A 16,270-nucleotide genomic window follows, 5' to 3' on the forward strand; every position below is an offset into this window, starting at 1 on the left:
CATGCCCGCTCGCGGCGTGTACCGCGAGCAGCCGGATTCATCGTTCATTATCGGAGCATCGTCAATGAGACTGAAGAGCAAGGTGGCAATCGTGACCGGAGCCGGCCAGGGCATCGGTGCGGCAACGGCGCGCAAGTTCGTCCGTGACGGAGCTGTCGTCGTGGTTTGCGACATGAACCGCGACGCGGTGTCGGAAACGGTCCAGGCGTGCCGCGAGGCAGGCGGCACCGCGCAAGGGTTCAACATCGACGTATCGGACCGCGGCGCGGTCGACGGCATGGTCGCCGAGGTGCTCGGCCAATACCGGAGAATCGATGTCCTGGTGAACAACGCGGGCATCACGAGAGACGCTCGTCTGCAGAAGATGACGCTGCAGCAGTTCGACGACGTGATCGACGTCAATCTTCGCGGGGTCTTCCATGCCACGCAGGCCGTCGTCGGCGCGATGGCGGAACAGGGCTCGGGCGTCATCCTGAACGCCAGTTCGGTCGTCGGCATATACGGAAATTATGGCCAGACCAACTATGCCGCGGCGAAGTTTGGCGTCATCGGATTCACCAAGACATGGAGCCGCGAACTGGGGCCCAAAGGCATCAGGGTGAATGCGGTCGCGCCCGGCTTCATCGACACCCCCATCCTGTCGACCGTGCCGGACGAGGTCATGGCCAGGATGCGCGAGCAGGTCCCGCTGCGTCGCCTGGGAAAGCCCGAGGAAATCGCCAGCATCTACGCCTTCCTGGCAAGCGACGAGGCCAGCTACATCAACGGCGCGGTCATCGAGGCGTCGGGAGGGATGACGCTTTGACCGGGCTGGCCGGCAAGGATTTTTCGTGTCCGCAGTGCACATTTTCGCGTCCGAAAATGACCTCGATTTCGCGGTACCCGTTCCTTACTATCGAGTTGCCTTTCCGGAACGAAGGCGACAACGCGGCGATTCCCTGAAGGATCGCCGCGAAATCAAATAAAGAATCGATAGATTCGAAAAAATCACTGGAGACAATTCAATGAAGAAAACGCATTTCCTTCTGACCAGCGCCGCCGTTGCCATGGCGCTGGCTTCCGGCGCCGCGCCCGCATCCGCGGAGACAGTGAAGATCGCGTTCATCGATCCGCTGTCGGGCATGATGGGTTCGCTGGGGACCAACGAATTGAGGAGCTGGCAATATGCCGCCGATATCGCCAACCAGCAGAACTGGACCGGCGGCCCCAAGCTCGAGGTGGTCGGCTTCGACAACAACCTTTCTCCCCAGCAGAGCCTTACCCTGCTGCGCGAGGCCGCCGACCAGGGCATCCGCTATATCGTCCAGGGCAACGGTTCCTCGGTGGGCCTGGCGCTCGAAGACGCCGTGACCAAATACAACGAGCGCAATCCCGGCAAGGAGCTCGTCTATCTGAATTACGGCGCGATAGACCCGGCCATGACCAATGGCAAATGCAGTTTCTGGCAGTTCAGCCTCGACGCCAATTCCGACATGAAGATGGAGGCGTTGACCAGCTATCTTGCGAAGAATCCGGGCGTCAAGAAGGTCTATCTGATCGATCAGGATTATTCCTTCGGCCACGACGTGGCGCGTGCCGCGCAAGAAGACCTCAAGCGCAAGCGTCCGGACATCCAGATCGTGGGCGATGAATTCCATCCGCTGGCCAAGGTGAAGGACTTCTCGCCTTACGCGAGCAAGATCAAGGCGTCGGGTGCCGACACCGTCATCACCGGCAACTGGGGCAGCGATCTGGCGCTGTTGATCAAGGCAGGCAAGGACGCGGGGGTGACCGCCAATTACTACACGTACTATGCCACCACGACCGGCGTGCCGACGGCGATGGGCGCGGCGGGCGCCGAGCGCGTCAAGTATATCGGCTATTTCGGCCCGAACACCTTGGGCAATCCTCCGCAAGCCGATCAGGTGTTCGACGGCTTCAAGAAGAAATACAACGACGACCTTTCCATGATCGCGACCTATACAGGCATCGCGCTGCTGAGCAAGGCGTTCAAGGAGACGCACTCGACCGATCCGGTCAAGGTGGCCAAGGCGCTCGAGGGCATGAAGGTACAGAGCCTGAACGGCGTGGTGCAGATGCGCGCCGCCGACCACCAGCTGCAGCAGCCCCTGGTGATCACCACCTGGGTCAAGGCCGACGGCAAGGTCGTCAAGCATGACCAGGAGAACACGGGCTATGGTTGGCGAACCGATGCCGTGCTCGACGCCGCTTCCGCGACCTTGCCGACCACCTGCCAGATGAAGCGCCCGGACTAGGCCGGACTCTTTCCTTCGGGGGGCACGGGCCTCCCGACACGGTTCTCGCAAGCAAGGAACATTACCGGTGGAATTCTTCGTCATCTCTTTGTTGAATGGCATCAGCTACGGACTGCTGCTGTTCTTGCTGTCCTCGGGACTCACGCTGATCTTCAGCATGATGGGTGTGCTCAATTTCGCGCATGCCAGTTTTTATATGCTGGGCGCCTATTTCGCGTATGCGATCGCCGGCAGGATCGGCTTCTGGCCGGCGCTCGTTCTGGCCCCGCTGCTGCTCGTGGCCGTAGGGGCGCTGGTCGAGCGCTTCGGGCTGCGTACCGTGCACAAGTACGGTCATGTGGCAGAACTGCTGTTCACCTTCGGCCTGGCCTATCTTATCGAAGAGGCCGTCAAGCTGGTCTGGGGGTTGTCCACGGTGCCCTACCATATTCCGCCGGAGCTGGACGGCCCGCTGTTCCATGTCTTCGCCTCGCCGTTTCCCAAGTACCGCGCCTTCATGATGCTGGTGTCGGTGTCGATGCTGGCGGCGATCTATCTCGTGCTCACCCGCACCCGCATCGGACTGGTCATACAGGCGGCGCTGACTCACCCGCAAATGGTCGAGGCGCTCGGCCACAACGTGCAGCGCGTGTTCATGCTGGTGTTCGCCGGCGGCGCCGCGCTCGCGGGGCTGGCAGGCGTGATCGGCGGCAACGCCTTCGTCACCGCTCCGTCGATGGCCGCCTCGGTGGGCACGATCGTGTTCGTCGTGGTGGTGCTGGGCGGCATGGGTTCGCTCGGTGGCGCTTTCATCGCCTCGCTGCTGATCGGCTTGCTGCAAACTTTCGCCGTCGCTATCGATGCCTCGCCCGCAGATCTGTTCAGGGAATTCGGCCTTCATGTGACGAGCGCCACGCCGCTGTATTCAGTGTGGAATCTAACCTTTTCGCAGATGGCACCGGTGCTGCCCTATCTGCTGATGGTGGCGATGCTGATCGTGCGGCCTCGCGGCCTGATGGGAACCCGGGAAGGCTAGGTCATGAAGGTCATGAAAAGGGCAATGCATCAAAACTACGAATCCGCGGCGGCCCCGGGCCGGCCGCATTCCCCGAGCCGCCGGCTTGCGCACTGCGCCGTCTGGGGGTTGGCCGCGCTCGCGATGCTGTTGCTGCCATTGTGTTTTTCGGGCGGCTTTGCCATCGCGCTGCTATCGCAGATGGGCATCATGATCGTCTTCGCCCTGTCGTACAACATGCTGCTCGGCCAGTGCGGCATGCTGTCTTTCGGTCATGCGGTCTTTTCGGGCCTGGGCGCGTTCGTCGCCGCGCACGCACTCAACCGCATCGGCGCGGGCGAGCTCTGGCTGCCCGTCTCGCTGCTGCCGCTGGTGGGCGGGCTCGGCGGCGCGTTCTTCGGCGTGTTGTTCGGCTATGTGATCACGAGAAAATCGGGCACCACATTCGCCATGATCACGCTGGGCATCGGCGAGATGGTGTATTCCAGCTCGCTGATGTTTCCCGGCTTCTTCGGCGGCGAAGGCGGCATCTCGACCGACCGTGTGGTCGGTCATGCGGTGCTCGGCATCACGTACGGACCCGGACGCCAGGTGTACTACCTGATTGCGGCGTGGTGCCTGCTGTCGATGATCGCGATGTACGCCTGGACGCAGACACCCCTGGGCCGCATCGCCAACGCCGTGCGCGACAATCCCGAGCGCGCCGAGTTCGTCGGCTACGACACCCAGCGCGTGCGCTACCTGGTGATGATTCTGTCGGCCTTTTTCGCCGGAATCTCTGGCGGCCTGTCGGCCATCAACTTCGAGATCGTGACGGCCGAGAACGTCGGCGCCGTGCTCTCCGGTGGCGTTCTGCTGGCCACCTTCATCGGCGGCAGCGGCTTTTTCTTCGGACCCGTCATCGGCGCCGTGTTGTACGTGCTGTTCGCGGTCGCGCTGTCCAGCCTGACCCATGCGTGGCTGCTCTACCTGGGGTTGTTCTTCGTGCTGATCGTGATGTTCGTGCCGGGCGGCGTCGCCAGCCTGGTGATGAAGCAGGCGCCGCTGGCGGCCGAGCGCAAGCTCGGGCGCATGCTGCCTTCCTATTCGGCCGCGCTGGGCGCGGGCCTGATCCTCCTGGCCGCGTTGATCCTGACCGTAGAGCTGACCTACAAGCTGCAGATCGACAACGACAGCGGCACCCTCGTCACGCTGGCGGGCCTGGGCTTCGACGCGGCCTCGCTCAAATCCTGGGCGCTTGCCGCGGCGCTATGGCTGGCAGGGGCTTTGAGCTGGCGCGCGGCGCTGGCGCGCGTGCGTCGGGCCTGGGACGAAGTCCAGGCGGAAATGGCGGGAGACCGGGCATGACGGCAGCGCTGGAATTGAGCGAAGTGCGCAAGCGGTTCGGTCAGACGGAGATCATCCGAGGGGTTAACCTGAGCATCCCGAAAGGCGAGCGCCATGCGCTGATCGGCCCCAACGGGGCGGGAAAATCGACGACCTTCAACTTGATCTCGGGGCGCAGTGCGCCGAGCTCTGGCTCGGTGAAACTCAACGGTGTGGAGATAGCCGGCCTCAAGCCTTTCGCGATCAATCGCATGGGGCTGTCGCGCAGCTTCCAGATCACCAATATCTTCCACCGGCTTTCTGTGTTCGAGAACCTGCACTGCGCGGTGCTGTGGTCGCTCGGCTACAAATACTCTTTCTGGCATCGGCTGACCCGGTTGCATGATGCGCGCGAGCGCGCCGAGCAGGTGCTGGAGCTGATCGGACTGCAGCGTCTGCGCGGCACACAGGCAGGCCTGCTGACCTACGCCGAGCAGCGCGCGCTGGAGATCGGCATCACGATCGCAGGCGGCGCGGAAGTGATCCTGCTGGACGAGCCTACGGCCGGCATGAGCCGCTCGGAAACGGATCATGCGATGGAGCTGATCCGCAAAGTCACCGTCGGCAAGACGCTGGTGATGGTCGAGCACGACATGGGCGTGGTGTTCGGCCTTGCCGACCGCATCTCGGTGCTGGTCTACGGCGAGGTCATCGCAACCGATACGCCCGAGGCGATCCGCAACAACGGCAAGGTCAAGGAAGCCTACCTCGGCACGACCCTCGAGAAAGACGCAGGCGAGGGAGAACACTGATGACCCAAGGAATATTGAACGTGCAAGGCTTGCACGCCTATTACGGCAAGAGCCATATTCTGCAAGGCGTCGACATGCGTGTCGGCGAAGGCGAGATCGTCACGCTGCTCGGACGCAACGGGGTGGGGCGCTCCACCATGGCAAAAACCATACTCGGCATGGTCAAGGCCTCGGGCTCCGTACGCTTTCACGGCCAAGAGATACTGGGGCGCCGCACTTTCGAGATCGCACGACTGGGTATCGGCTATGTGCCCGAGAATCGTGACATCTTTCCCGCGCTGACTGTGCGCCAGAACCTGTTGCTGGGCGAGAAGCGGAACCGGCGCCAAGGCAAGCCGCGCTGGACGCTGGCGCAGATGTACGGCATGTTTCCGCGTCTGCAAGAGCGCGAGCACACCGCGGCTGGCGTGCTTTCGGGCGGCGAGCAGCAGATGTTGACGCTGTGCCGCACGCTGATGGGCGATCCGGATCTGATTCTTATCGACGAGCCTACCGAAGGGCTGGCGCCCAAGGCGGTGGTGCAGGTGGGCGAGTATCTTCTGGCGCTGAAGGAATGCGGCATATCAGTTCTGCTGGTCGAGCAGAAGCTGGCGATTGCGCTGGATATCTCACAGCGGGTCTACGTCATGGGCCACGGAAGCATCGTGTTCGAAGGAACGCCTGCCCAACTCAAAGACAATGCGCAGGTGCGCAAAGAATGGCTCGAAGTGTAGGGATCGCCGGCGCGGCCGTGCGTTCTGGCGCTGGGAGCCGGCGTACTCTAAAAGGACAATGAAAGGAGCAGCATATGCGAGTAGCTATCGTGGGAGCCGGTTCTCTTGGAACCATCATCGGCGCGTTAATGAATCAGGCGGGGAAACAGGTCGATCTGGTGGATGCCTATAAGGACCATGTCGACGCGCTGAACAGGTTCGGCGCGACAGTGACGGGGGCGGTCGAACTGAACGCGCCGGTAACGGCCTATACCCCGGATCAGCTGACGGGCACATACGATCTCGTCTTTCTGTTGACCAAGCAGACCCGCAACCAGGAAACGCTCTTGCAGCTTCTGCCGCATCTACATCCCGACAGCTCGATATGCACACTGCAGAACGGTATTCCCGAGCACTCGGTCGCGGCGATCGTGGGCCGTGAGCGTACTCTGGGCGGCGCGGTCGGCTTTGGCGCGACCTGGCTCAGGCCCGGCGTTTCCTGCCTGACTTCGGACTACGAAACGATGAAGAATTTCGCGTTCGAAATCGGCGAGGTCGACGGCGTCGACCGTCCGCGGTTGAGCGTGGCCCAGCAGTATCTGGAATGTGTCGGAAGAACCGAGATACTTGCCGACCTGATGGGCATCCGGTTCTCCAAGGTGCTCATGAACGCCACGTTCAGTGGCATGTCCGCGGCGCTGGGCTGCACGTTCGGAGACGTGTTGACCGATCCGAAAGCCATGGCGTGCCTGGCGTTCGTGGCGGACGAATGCATCAAGGTGGCTCGCGCCGACGGCGTTCGGCTCGCGCCGATGCAGGGTGAGGATTTCGAATTCTTCGAATTGCGCAGCGCAGCCGATATTCCGTCCAAAATGACGCTTTACCGGAAGATATGGGGTGCGCACGCGGGATTGCGGGCAAGCATGCTTCAGGATCTGGAGAAAGGCCGCGATACAGAGATTGACTACATCAACGGCCTCATTTGCCGGAAAGGCAGCGAGCACGGCGTAGCGACGCCGTTCAACGACAAGATCGTCGAACTGGTGACCGAGGCGCAAAAAAGACGCGGCGTGAACGACTTCGTCTACCTGGACCGGTTCGGCGAGCTGCTGAAGGCTCACGCGCACGATCTTCCCGGGCAGGCCGCATGGTGAGCGGCAAATTTTCCCCCTCGATGCTCTCCTGGAGAAAGCGTGAGGCTGTCATGCCTCGGGCCGTTTGACCTTGCGGCGCGGCCTGTGCTTGGGTCCGACGCCTATGCGCGGGTCCCGCGCCAAGGTAAGTTCTCCCACCCGCCGCGCGATTGGCTCGAATGTCTCGTCGTCCTGCGGAACATAAAGCCATTTTCCCAGGACGGGATGCGGCCGCAAGCCTGGCTGTTCATCCATCAGCGCCGCGTGGTGCTCCTTCGAGGTGCCGACCAGCAGGACGTTCCATGGCTCGTCGCGGTCGACGGCGACCAGGTACAGCAAACCTTCGAGATAGGCTGCATCGCTGCCGAACATCTTGCGGCCCGTGTAACCGGCATCCTTCTCCAGAGGTTCGAGGATCCACAGGAGCGAGTTCGGGCGGGGCGCAGCCTACTTCTTTCTGGGCGGAGCGAAAGGGTCGATTCGGCTAGACATGGGGAAAAGATCCGGGAGGGTTGCACGCTCATGTTTCGACGAGACGCCTGGTCACGACGCGACGCGGGCATCGCGCCGCACGGCCTGCGGCGGTATGCCGAAGCCGCGCATGAAGGCCTCACGCATGTGGCGCCGGTCGCGAAAGCCCGTTTCCCGGGCCACTACCTCCAGCGGATGCCGGCTGCTTTCGATCATCAGCCGCGCGGCTTCGAGCCGCAGGCCCTCGACGGCCTTGGCGGGCGACTGGCCCGTTTCGGCTGTGAAGACCCGGCTGAATTGGCGCGGACTCAGGCTGGCGGCCTCGGCCAGTTCTTCTACGCTCAGGGCCTGCGAGAGATTGCGCCGCGCATGCTCAAGCGCCTGCTGAATGCGGTCCGACTTGGGCGCGAGCTTGAGCATCTCGGAGTGCTGCGACTGCCCGCCCGAGCGGCGCTGATGCATGACCAGCCGATGCGCGACCGAGCGGGCCGCTTCGGCGCCCAGGTCTTTTTCGACGAGCGCCAGCGCCAGGTCCAGCTCCGCCGTCATGCCCGCAGAGGTCCAGACCGGCCCGTCGGCGATGTAGATGCGGTCGGCTTCGACCTGCACGAGAGGGTGGCGCTGCTGCATGACGTCGGCCCAATACCAGTGCGTCGTTGCGCGCCGTCCGTCGAGCAGGCCCGCCTCGGCCAACACGAAGGCGCCGGTGCACAGGCCTGCGACGCGCCGCGCACGCGCAGCGGTCTTGCCCAGCAATCGGGACAGTTCGGGCGCCACGGGCGTTGACAGCGGAGACAGGACGCCCACCGCCAGCCACGTGTCGGCCTGACTGCGCGCGGTGAACGGGCGCGCGTGAACCGTCAGGCCCGTCGATGCGCGCGCCGCGCCACCCAGGGCGTAGTTCTCCACGACGTAGAAGGGTTCTTCCACGACCAGGTTGGCGAGTTCGAAAACGGCCTGGGTGCCCAGGCCCATGACCTGGAAGCTTTCGGGGAGCAGGTAGGCGATGCGGTGCATGGCGTCATCTTTGCAAGCGATGTCTTAATTAATGACTATATACGTCATTTACGACATTTTCGGCAAATCGCATCATGCTGCAAATGGACGATTTCCATTACCTATACAAGGAGCTCATCATGACGCAGCAAACCCATCTCGGCACCGCCCTCATCACCGGCGCCTCCAGCGGCATCGGCGCGCTCTATGCCGATCGGCTCGCGCGGCGCGGCTACGACCTGATCCTGGTCGCCCGCAACCGCGAACGGCTGAACGCGCTGGCCAACGACATCAGCACTCGCACCGGCCGCGCGGTGCAAGTGCTGGCCGCAGATCTGAACGACCGCGCCGCGCTGGCGCATATCGAAGATCAATTGCGTCGGGACGCCAGCATCACTTTGCTCGTGAACAACGCGGGCATCGGCACGCATACGCCATTGCTGCAAAGCGATGTGGAGCAGATGACCCGCATCATCGATCTGAACGTCACCGCGCCGATGCGGCTGGCTTATGCGGCCGTGCCGGGATTCGTGGCGCGGGGCCGCGGCGCGATCATCAACATCGCGTCCGTCGTCGCTATCGCCCCGGAGCTTCTGAACGGCGTTTATGGCGGCAGCAAAGCCTTTGTGCTGGCCTTCAGCCAGTCGCTGCAGCACGAGTTGGCCGATACGGGCGTGCAAGTGCAGGCGGTCCTGCCCGGCGCCACCGCCACCGATTTCTGGGCTATCGGGGGGTTGCCGGTCGAGAATCTCGATTCGGGCATCGTCATGCGCGCGCAAGATCTGGTCGACGCCGCGCTGCTGGGCTTCGAGCGCGGCGAAAAAGTTACTATCCCGTCGCTCCATGCCGGCCGGGAGTGGGATGCCTACGACGCCGCACGCAAGGCCATGGCAAATCATCTGTCCAGCAACACCGTCGCGCCGCGCTATGCGGCCGCGCTCTGACCAGGGAAATCACGATGCTCCGCAATACCGATCTCAGCAACTTTCTCGAACGCCAGCGCGGCATGTTGCCCGACAAGTTCGGTGTGCGGCCGCTTGCCATCGGCGAAGGGCGCATGACCATGGAGATGACGGTCGAGCCGTGGATGATGGCGCCCAACGGCTACCTGCACGCCGCCTCGCAGATATTGCTGGCCGATACCTGCGCTGGCTATGCGACCATGGCGCATCTGCCCGAAGGCGCAAAGGGTTTCACCACGCTGGAGCTGAAGTCGAACTTCCTCGGCACGGCGAAGGAGGGCGTCCTGAGCGTGGAGGCGGTGGCCGAGCACATGGGCCGCACGACGCAGATATGGTCGGCGACGGTGACCGACGGCAAGGGACGCAAGCTCTCGCTGTTCCGCTGCTCGCAGATCATTCTTTGGTGACGTCGGCGTGGCCGCGCGCGGCTCGCGCCGATGTCGGTTAGCAGGTATCCAGACAAGTCTTGATCTGGCTCAATTGAAAAGGCGGGCGCGCTTCTATCCTTGATTCAAAGTCGGCAAAAAGCCGTCATTCAATTTCACAGGAGCCGCCAACATGGACTACCGGGACATTCTTGTTCATATCGATGCCAGCAAGGCCATGCCGCAGCGCATCGAAGCCGCACTCCATGTCGCCAAGCGCTTCAATGCACGTTTGACTGGCCTGTTCAGCGTATTTCAGCCGGCCCTCGCTCCGATCAGCATGATCGCCCAACCGCCCGGATATGGGTTTGCCGACGATGCATTGCGCAGCGAATACCAGGATGCGGAAGAATCCATGTTTCGCAAGGCGCTTGCGCGCGTCGGCATCGACGGCGATTGGGACTTCTCCACGCTCGCTCCCAACTTGGCGATGCCCAGGGCCGCCCGGCTTGCGGATCTGGTCATCGCAGGCCAGCGCGATCCGCAAGATCCCGAGTCGTTCATTGCCGAACAATTCATCGAAAACCTGGTTCTTTCCGGCGGGCGCCCCGTCTTGCTGTTGCCCTATGCGGGCCGATTCACGGAGATCGGCAACACGATTTGCGTCGCCTGGGACGGCAGTCGCGAGGCGAGCAGGGCTCTGCACGATGCCTTGCCCTTTATTGTCCGGGCCAGAAAGACCATCATTTTCAGCATCAATGCGTCCGGGGAGACCGATGCCCCTCGCTTCGGTACGGATCGGATCGCGGCGGCCGTCGCGCGGCGCGGCGCAAATGTCGCAATCGAAGAAGTCGACGGCGTGCACGATATTTCCACCGGCGATCTGCTTTTGTCGCGCGCGGCGGATTTCGGCGCGGATCTGATCGTGATGGGCTGTTACGGCCATGCCCGCCTGCGCGAGCTATTCCTGGGCGGCGTCACTCGCACTTTGCTGAAGTCGATGACCGTCCCCGTGCTGATGTCGCATTGATCCTCAGGCCGTCCTGTCCGCCCGATCGCGGCCCGACTACTTTATTTTGATCTTGCGTCGCGCGGCCTCGTCGCGAACGACGCTTCCCCGGCAATCATGAACATGAAACGCATCTCTCAAGATTTATTTTCTGCCTGTCTTGGCGCGTTGCTCTTGTGCTGTTGTCTGCCCGCCGTGGTTTTGGCCGCACCCGCGGCGCAGGAAGTGGTTCCGCCCGATGCGGTTCAATGGCAACCGCAAAGCGACGCTGCCGTGAATATCACCGGTTCTCTGGCGTTCGAGATGGCCCATGGCACGGGTGAGGGCGGTGCGGCGAAAATGCCGGTCGCAATGCGCTTCGATCGGCTGGGCCGTGTTCCCGTGAGGTATATCGGCGCGTTCGATGCCGCAACCGTGGCGCCCGCGACCGTCTGGGTGGTCAGCGTGAATAAGCCCGACGTCGCGCTTTCATGCGGCGCAAACCCCGTCAAGGCGTTCGTCATAGAGACCGAACCTTCGGCCGAGGGAGGGCGCCTGAACCTCTACGGACTGGACCAGGACATGACATCGGTGCCGAATATCAAAAATTTACCCGCTGCCTGTTTTCTGGCGGTGTATTTGCGCCGATAGCCGGATCGGCGGCTTATGTATCCACGCTTGCCCCATGGTTTTGTTTGAAATACCATTTGGAAATATTTTTATTACTAAAAGAAATTTAAAGCGATACCGCTCCGGAGGCATGTCTTGACGTCCAACAGAACACTTCCCTCCGAGAGCTCGTCCTTGGGCTCGGCAGCCGGTCGGGGTCTTGCAGCCCCAGGCGCATGGCAGCTCATGGCATACGCCATGCTGGCTGTCCGATTCGTTCAAGGTTTCATTTATTGGGGCGGCGGTTCGCGGCGCTTCATCTACGCCCCGCAAAAGCTCGACCCGCATGCCGCCAGCTGGATGGCCAACAAATTCCAGAGCGCCATGCCTGGCGCCCTGCTGGGCACCGGCCACATCGTCGATTTCCTGCTGCGGCACTTTGCGCTGCTGTACACCAGCATCATCGTCTTCAGCGCCATCGAGTTGTTCTTCGGTCTGTTCCTGATGGTCGGTTTTCTGACGCGTCTTTCGGCGTTGGCGACCATCGGCTTGAGCTTCGTGCTGATGCTGCTCTATGGCTGGCAGGGGGCCACCTGCATCGACGAGTGGACCATGGCTGCGTGCAATTTCGGCATGGGCGTGGCGCTGTTCCTGGCCGGCAGCTCGGCCTGGTCCATCGATGCGGCGATCGCGCGGCGCAAGCCCGAGCTGGCGGACAAGACCTGGTTCACCTGGTTGGCGAGCGGTCCGCTCGCGGCCCATGTGCTGCGTCCGCTCGCCCTGACGCTGACGGTCGTCACCATGGCTTTTGTGATGCTGACCTACAACTACTATCGCGGCTCGATCCTCACGCCGTTCCATTCCGGCCCGACCAGTCCCACCGTGCATCACCTGAGCATCACGCACGCCACGTCCTCCGCCGACGGCAGCGTCACGTTCACGGTGTATCTGGATGGCGGTACATCGGAAGCCCCGGCGCATATTGTCGATGCCACGCTGCTCGACGCCTCGGGCAAAATCCTGCGGGAATGGGGCCCGGATGCCCTGGCCCGTCTGTCGCAATCGGCCATCGTGAACGACTACGCCTACAACAAGTTCAAGCCTGCCCTGATGGGCCTGGCGGCGAACATGGGTGCGCGTGCCACCATCACATTGCCTGGCGCTCCGGGAGAGACAATAGCGCCGGACTCCATCCTGGCTTTGCAGACTATCGACGACCGGGTGTTCAAGGCAACGGTGCTGCCGCGGGCCGCGAACTGAGGCTCGCTTCGCGCGGGCCTCTCTCGGTTCATCGCCGCAGGGCGCGCTGTGTCCGTCCTGCGCTTCGCGCCTGTCTCCTGCGCGCAGGCATCGGCAGCTGGCCGACCCCATAGCGCGAAAACGACCCTATGCACGACCGGTGGACCTGGCCAGCCAGTCCGGCTGCGTGCTTCATGCGTACGGCGCGCGGAATATGGCTGCGCCTTATCAGGTGCTCTTGGCGCCGTATTCGCCGGGAGTCGGGTTGGCATCGGGGAGTAGAAAATTCCGTGCATGCCTGGGACCGACATAAAAACAGGCAGTTGAGGGGTGCTTTTTCAGCAGAATATGTCAGAATATTGAAAACCGTCACGGATCGGATCGATAAAATGCAAGAAAAAACGAAAAGCGCTTCCTCTGACCGCAAATCGGCTGCGCTGCGCCGGCGTCAATCCCCTTCAGCCCGAAAAGCGCCGCTGCTCGGGGCCAGGCTGCGCGATTTGCGCCGTGCGGCGGACCTGTCGCTGGTGCAGCTGGCCGACAAGTCGGGCGTGTCGGTCGGCATGATCAGCCAGATCGAGCGCAGTCTTTCCAATCCGTCCGTGCGTACTCTGGAACGTCTGCGAGAGGCATTGGGCATACCGCTGACGTCGCTGCTCGAAGGGGATGAGGGATATCCGGCCCAGAACGAGGCGCCTCCCGAGTTCGTGCGTCGAGCCAAGGACAGGCCGCATTTCTCGGTCGGCAAGGGCGGGCTGCAAAAAGAGCTGCTGTCGCCGCATGGCGATTACGACATCAAGTTCATGCTCATTTCCTTCCCGCCGCACACCAAATCCGTCGACATCCTGGTTGGTCCGGGAGAGAAGGCGGGTGTGGTGCTCGACGGCGAGATCGATCTGACCGTCTCGGGGGCCACCGAACGGCTGAAGGCGGGAGACAGTTTTCAATTCAGCAGCGAGCTGTCGCATCGGGTCGAAAATACCTGCGACGAGCCGGCGCAGCTGCTCTGGATCATGAACACAAAGCCGTCCGTCATCCATCTTTGAAGACGTGATTCTGCCCGCGATTTCAAGCGATTGAATCTTGCGCGGGGAGCGGCATGATTCGATTCCCATGGGAAAAACCCCACGGGAGGACTTACCCGAATACGTATTGACAGCCTTCGGACGCATCCGCAAAATTGAAAATAATTTCAATATTTTGTTGTTTGTGTGAATCGACCCGGTTCGGAGCCGGGTGACGAACCGAAGGATGGCAGGCATGTTGGACTTTGAGCCGCGGGACGTATCTCTTCCTCAAGGGCATTTCATCGGGGGCAAGCTTGCGCAAGGCGGGCCGGCGCTCGATGTGTCGCGCCCGTCCGACGGCAAGCTGCTGGGCGCCATTCCAGACGCCACCGCCGACCTCGTCGACGAGGCGGTGTCCGGCGCGCAGCAGGCCTGGGAGAGCAGCGGCTGGGGCTATCGCCCGCCGCGCGAGCGCGGACGCATCCTGCGCCGTTGGGCCGATCTGCTCGACACCAACGCGGGCGAGCTTGCGCGGCTCGAGGCCGTCGGCTCCACCCGGCCCATCCGGGATGCGCTGGCACATGAAATTCCGTTCACTGCCGAGTGCATCCGCTTCTTTGCCGAGTGCGCCGACAAGTTCGGCGGCGATGCCTTGCCCACCCGGCGCGACAGCCTGGGCCTGATACTGGCCGAGCCCTACGGCGTCGTGGGCGCCATCACACCCTGGAACTTTCCGCTGTCGATGGCTTCATGGAAGTGCGGCCCTGCGCTGGCAGCCGGCAACGCCATCGTGCTCAAGCCGTCCGAGCTGACGCCCTTTTCGACGGTGCGCTTTGCCGAGCTGGCCGTCGAGGCCGGCGTTCCGGCCGGCATCTTCAACGTGATCCAAGGACGCGGCGCCGTGGCGGGAGCAGCATTGGTAAGGCATCCGCTGGTGAGGAAAGTTTCGTTCACCGGCTCGACGCTGACCGGCGCGAGCATTATGACCGACGCCGCACATCACGGCATGAAGCCGGTAACGCTGGAGCTGGGCGGCAAGAGCCCGCAGCTGGTCTACGACGACGCCGGCGATCTGGACGCGCTGGCCGACCGGATCGTGCGCGGCTTTACCTCCAACGCCGGGCAGGCTTGCGTGTCCGGCTCGCGCCTGATCGTCCAACGAGGCATTGCCGGCGCCCTGATCGAAAAGGTCGCTGCCGCCGTGGCGGCATTGCGTCCCGGGCTGACCTGGCGCGAAGCGACGCGCTACGCACCGCTCATCAGCGAACGCCAGGCCTTGAAAGTGGATGGCGCGGTGCGCGATAGCCTGGCCGGCGGCGCCCAGGCCTATTGCGGCGGCGGATTCTTCGAGCATGACCTGGGTGGCTACTTCTATCGCCCGACCATACTTACCGGCGTGAACAGCGACATGCTGGCGCTGCGCGAGGAAATCTTCGGCCCTGTTCTGACGGTGCAGGAATTCGACGACGAAGAGCAAGGACTGGCGCTGGCCGATCATCCGACCTACGGGCTGGCCGCCAGCGTCCATACCCAGGATCTGGGCCGCGCAATGCGCGCCACCCGCCGCCTGGCGGCCGGCACAGTGTGGGTCAACCGCTTCGGGCGCACGGGCGATTTCATCATTCCTACCGGCGGTTTCAAGGGATCAGGCATCGGCAAGGATCTGGGCCGTCAGGCCTTCGAAGCCAACCTTCGCTACAAGAGCGTGCTCATCGATTTCTAACTCCCCACGGGCTGGCAAGGCTCCCATTCTTTCCAAGGCATAGACATGGCAATTTTCAAACCTAAATACATCACTTTCGATGTCCAGGGCACGCTGATCTACTTCGAAATGGCCAATGCGGCCAGAAAGCTGTACGCGGATCGCGTTGCAGCCGGCGAGATGGATGCGTTCATCAGCGTGTTCTCGGCCTACCGCCTGGATGAAGTGCTGGGTGCCTGGAAACCCTATTTCAACGTGGTCGACAACGCCATCCGCCGCACCTGCAAGCGCTGCGGGGTTGCGTATCGCGAGGGCGACGGCAAGACCATCTACGACCAGGTCCCCACCTGGGGGCCGCACCCCGACACTACGGCCGGCCTGGCCAAGGTGGCCAAGGAGTTTCCTCTGGTGGGCCTGACCAACTCGATGAACGTGCAGATTCCTCACAACATCGCCCGCATCGGCGTTCCGTTTCACGCCGTCTACACGGCCGAGCAAGCGCAGGCCTACAAGCCCCAGATGAAGGCGTTCGAATACATGTTCGATCAGCTCGGCTGCGGGCCGCTGGACATCCTGCATGTGTCGTCCAGCCCGCGCTACGACCTGATGACTGCGCACGACATGGGCATCAAAAACAAGGTTTTCGTGGCGCGCGGCCACGAACCTTCGCCGGCGGCGTATTACGGCTGCACGGAAATTCGCGATATCGGCGGCCTGGCTGCCGTGGTGGGTCTGTGAAC

General features: G+C 62.7%; 17 protein-coding genes. 15 read left to right on the plus strand and 2 right to left on the minus strand.

Features of this window, described 5'->3' with window-relative positions; genetic code table 11:
• Positions 1-64 precede the first annotated feature (64 nt).
• The 7 genes from fabG to ACTHJ1_RS03770 all read left to right on the plus strand — a co-directional run bounded on the left by fabG (position 65) and on the right by ACTHJ1_RS03770 (position 7,212).
• Complete coding sequence (gene fabG, locus ACTHJ1_RS03740; RefSeq protein WP_440187867.1) at positions 65-805, plus strand: 3-oxoacyl-ACP reductase FabG; 741 nt, start codon at positions 65-67, stop codon at positions 803-805.
• A 199-nt stretch (positions 806-1,004) separates the two neighbouring features.
• Positions 1,005-2,255 (plus strand): branched-chain amino acid ABC transporter substrate-binding protein, encoded by a 1,251-nt coding sequence (locus ACTHJ1_RS03745; protein WP_440187870.1) that lies wholly within the window; start codon positions 1,005-1,007, stop codon positions 2,253-2,255.
• A gap of 67 nt (positions 2,256-2,322) precedes the next feature.
• On the plus strand, positions 2,323-3,270 hold the full coding sequence (locus ACTHJ1_RS03750; protein ID WP_440187873.1) for a branched-chain amino acid ABC transporter permease: 948 nt from the start codon (positions 2,323-2,325) through the stop codon (positions 3,268-3,270).
• A gap of 24 nt (positions 3,271-3,294) precedes the next feature.
• The gene (locus tag ACTHJ1_RS03755; protein WP_440187876.1) at positions 3,295-4,596 is read left to right on the plus strand and encodes a branched-chain amino acid ABC transporter permease; all 1,302 of its coding nucleotides are present in this window, start codon (positions 3,295-3,297) and stop codon (positions 4,594-4,596) included.
• Positions 4,593-5,366 (plus strand): ABC transporter ATP-binding protein, encoded by a 774-nt coding sequence (locus ACTHJ1_RS03760; protein ID WP_440187879.1) that lies wholly within the window; start codon positions 4,593-4,595, stop codon positions 5,364-5,366. The genes ACTHJ1_RS03755 and ACTHJ1_RS03760 overlap by 4 nt, the downstream gene beginning before the upstream one ends.
• Positions 5,366-6,079: an ABC transporter ATP-binding protein gene (locus ACTHJ1_RS03765; RefSeq protein WP_440187882.1), complete on the plus strand. Its 714-nt coding sequence runs from the start codon at positions 5,366-5,368 to the stop codon at positions 6,077-6,079. Before ACTHJ1_RS03760 ends, ACTHJ1_RS03765 begins: the two co-directional genes overlap by 1 nt.
• Before the next feature lie 74 nt (positions 6,080-6,153).
• Positions 6,154-7,212, plus strand: a complete 1,059-nt coding sequence (locus ACTHJ1_RS03770) for a ketopantoate reductase family protein (RefSeq protein WP_440187885.1) — start codon at positions 6,154-6,156, stop codon at positions 7,210-7,212.
• A gap of 48 nt (positions 7,213-7,260) precedes the next feature.
• Here the strand turns inward: ACTHJ1_RS03770 and ACTHJ1_RS03775 are convergent, their stop codons facing one another.
• Complete coding sequence (locus ACTHJ1_RS03775) at positions 7,261-7,614, minus strand: hypothetical protein (RefSeq protein ID WP_440187989.1); 354 nt, start codon at positions 7,612-7,614, stop codon at positions 7,261-7,263.
• 120 nt (positions 7,615-7,734) lie between these two features.
• Entirely contained in the window at positions 7,735-8,679 is a 945-nt protein-coding gene (locus ACTHJ1_RS03780; RefSeq protein ID WP_440187888.1) for a GlxA family transcriptional regulator, read from the minus strand.
• Between the two features lie 119 nt (positions 8,680-8,798).
• Between ACTHJ1_RS03780 and ACTHJ1_RS03785 the strand changes: the two genes are divergently transcribed.
• From ACTHJ1_RS03785 to ACTHJ1_RS03820, 8 genes are all read left to right on the plus strand, one after another.
• Positions 8,799-9,602 (plus strand): SDR family NAD(P)-dependent oxidoreductase, encoded by an 804-nt coding sequence (locus ACTHJ1_RS03785; RefSeq protein WP_440187891.1) that lies wholly within the window; start codon positions 8,799-8,801, stop codon positions 9,600-9,602.
• Positions 9,603-9,616: 14 nt separating this feature from the next.
• Complete coding sequence (locus ACTHJ1_RS03790) at positions 9,617-10,027, plus strand: PaaI family thioesterase (protein WP_440187894.1); 411 nt, start codon at positions 9,617-9,619, stop codon at positions 10,025-10,027.
• Between the two features lie 151 nt (positions 10,028-10,178).
• Positions 10,179-11,015, plus strand: a complete 837-nt coding sequence (locus ACTHJ1_RS03795; RefSeq protein WP_440187897.1) for a universal stress protein — start codon at positions 10,179-10,181, stop codon at positions 11,013-11,015.
• A 102-nt stretch (positions 11,016-11,117) separates the two neighbouring features.
• Positions 11,118-11,624, plus strand: coding sequence for a hypothetical protein (locus ACTHJ1_RS03800; protein WP_440187900.1), 507 nt, complete (start codon positions 11,118-11,120; stop codon positions 11,622-11,624).
• A gap of 204 nt (positions 11,625-11,828) precedes the next feature.
• Complete coding sequence (locus ACTHJ1_RS03805; RefSeq protein ID WP_440187903.1) at positions 11,829-12,842, plus strand: TQO small subunit DoxD; 1,014 nt, start codon at positions 11,829-11,831, stop codon at positions 12,840-12,842.
• Between the two features lie 269 nt (positions 12,843-13,111).
• A complete protein-coding gene (locus tag ACTHJ1_RS03810; RefSeq protein ID WP_440187906.1) occupies positions 13,112-13,867 on the plus strand; it encodes a helix-turn-helix domain-containing protein in 756 nt (251 codons plus the stop codon).
• Between the two features lie 214 nt (positions 13,868-14,081).
• Complete coding sequence (locus ACTHJ1_RS03815) at positions 14,082-15,551, plus strand: aldehyde dehydrogenase family protein (protein ID WP_440187909.1); 1,470 nt, start codon at positions 14,082-14,084, stop codon at positions 15,549-15,551.
• A 45-nt stretch (positions 15,552-15,596) separates the two neighbouring features.
• The gene (locus tag ACTHJ1_RS03820) at positions 15,597-16,268 is read left to right on the plus strand and encodes a haloacid dehalogenase type II (protein ID WP_440187912.1); all 672 of its coding nucleotides are present in this window, start codon (positions 15,597-15,599) and stop codon (positions 16,266-16,268) included.
• Positions 16,269-16,270: the final 2 nt, after the last annotated feature.

Origin of the sequence: Bordetella sp. (assembly GCF_051960075.1) — a bacterium.
Lineage (GTDB): Bacteria > Pseudomonadota > Gammaproteobacteria > Burkholderiales > Burkholderiaceae_B > Bordetella.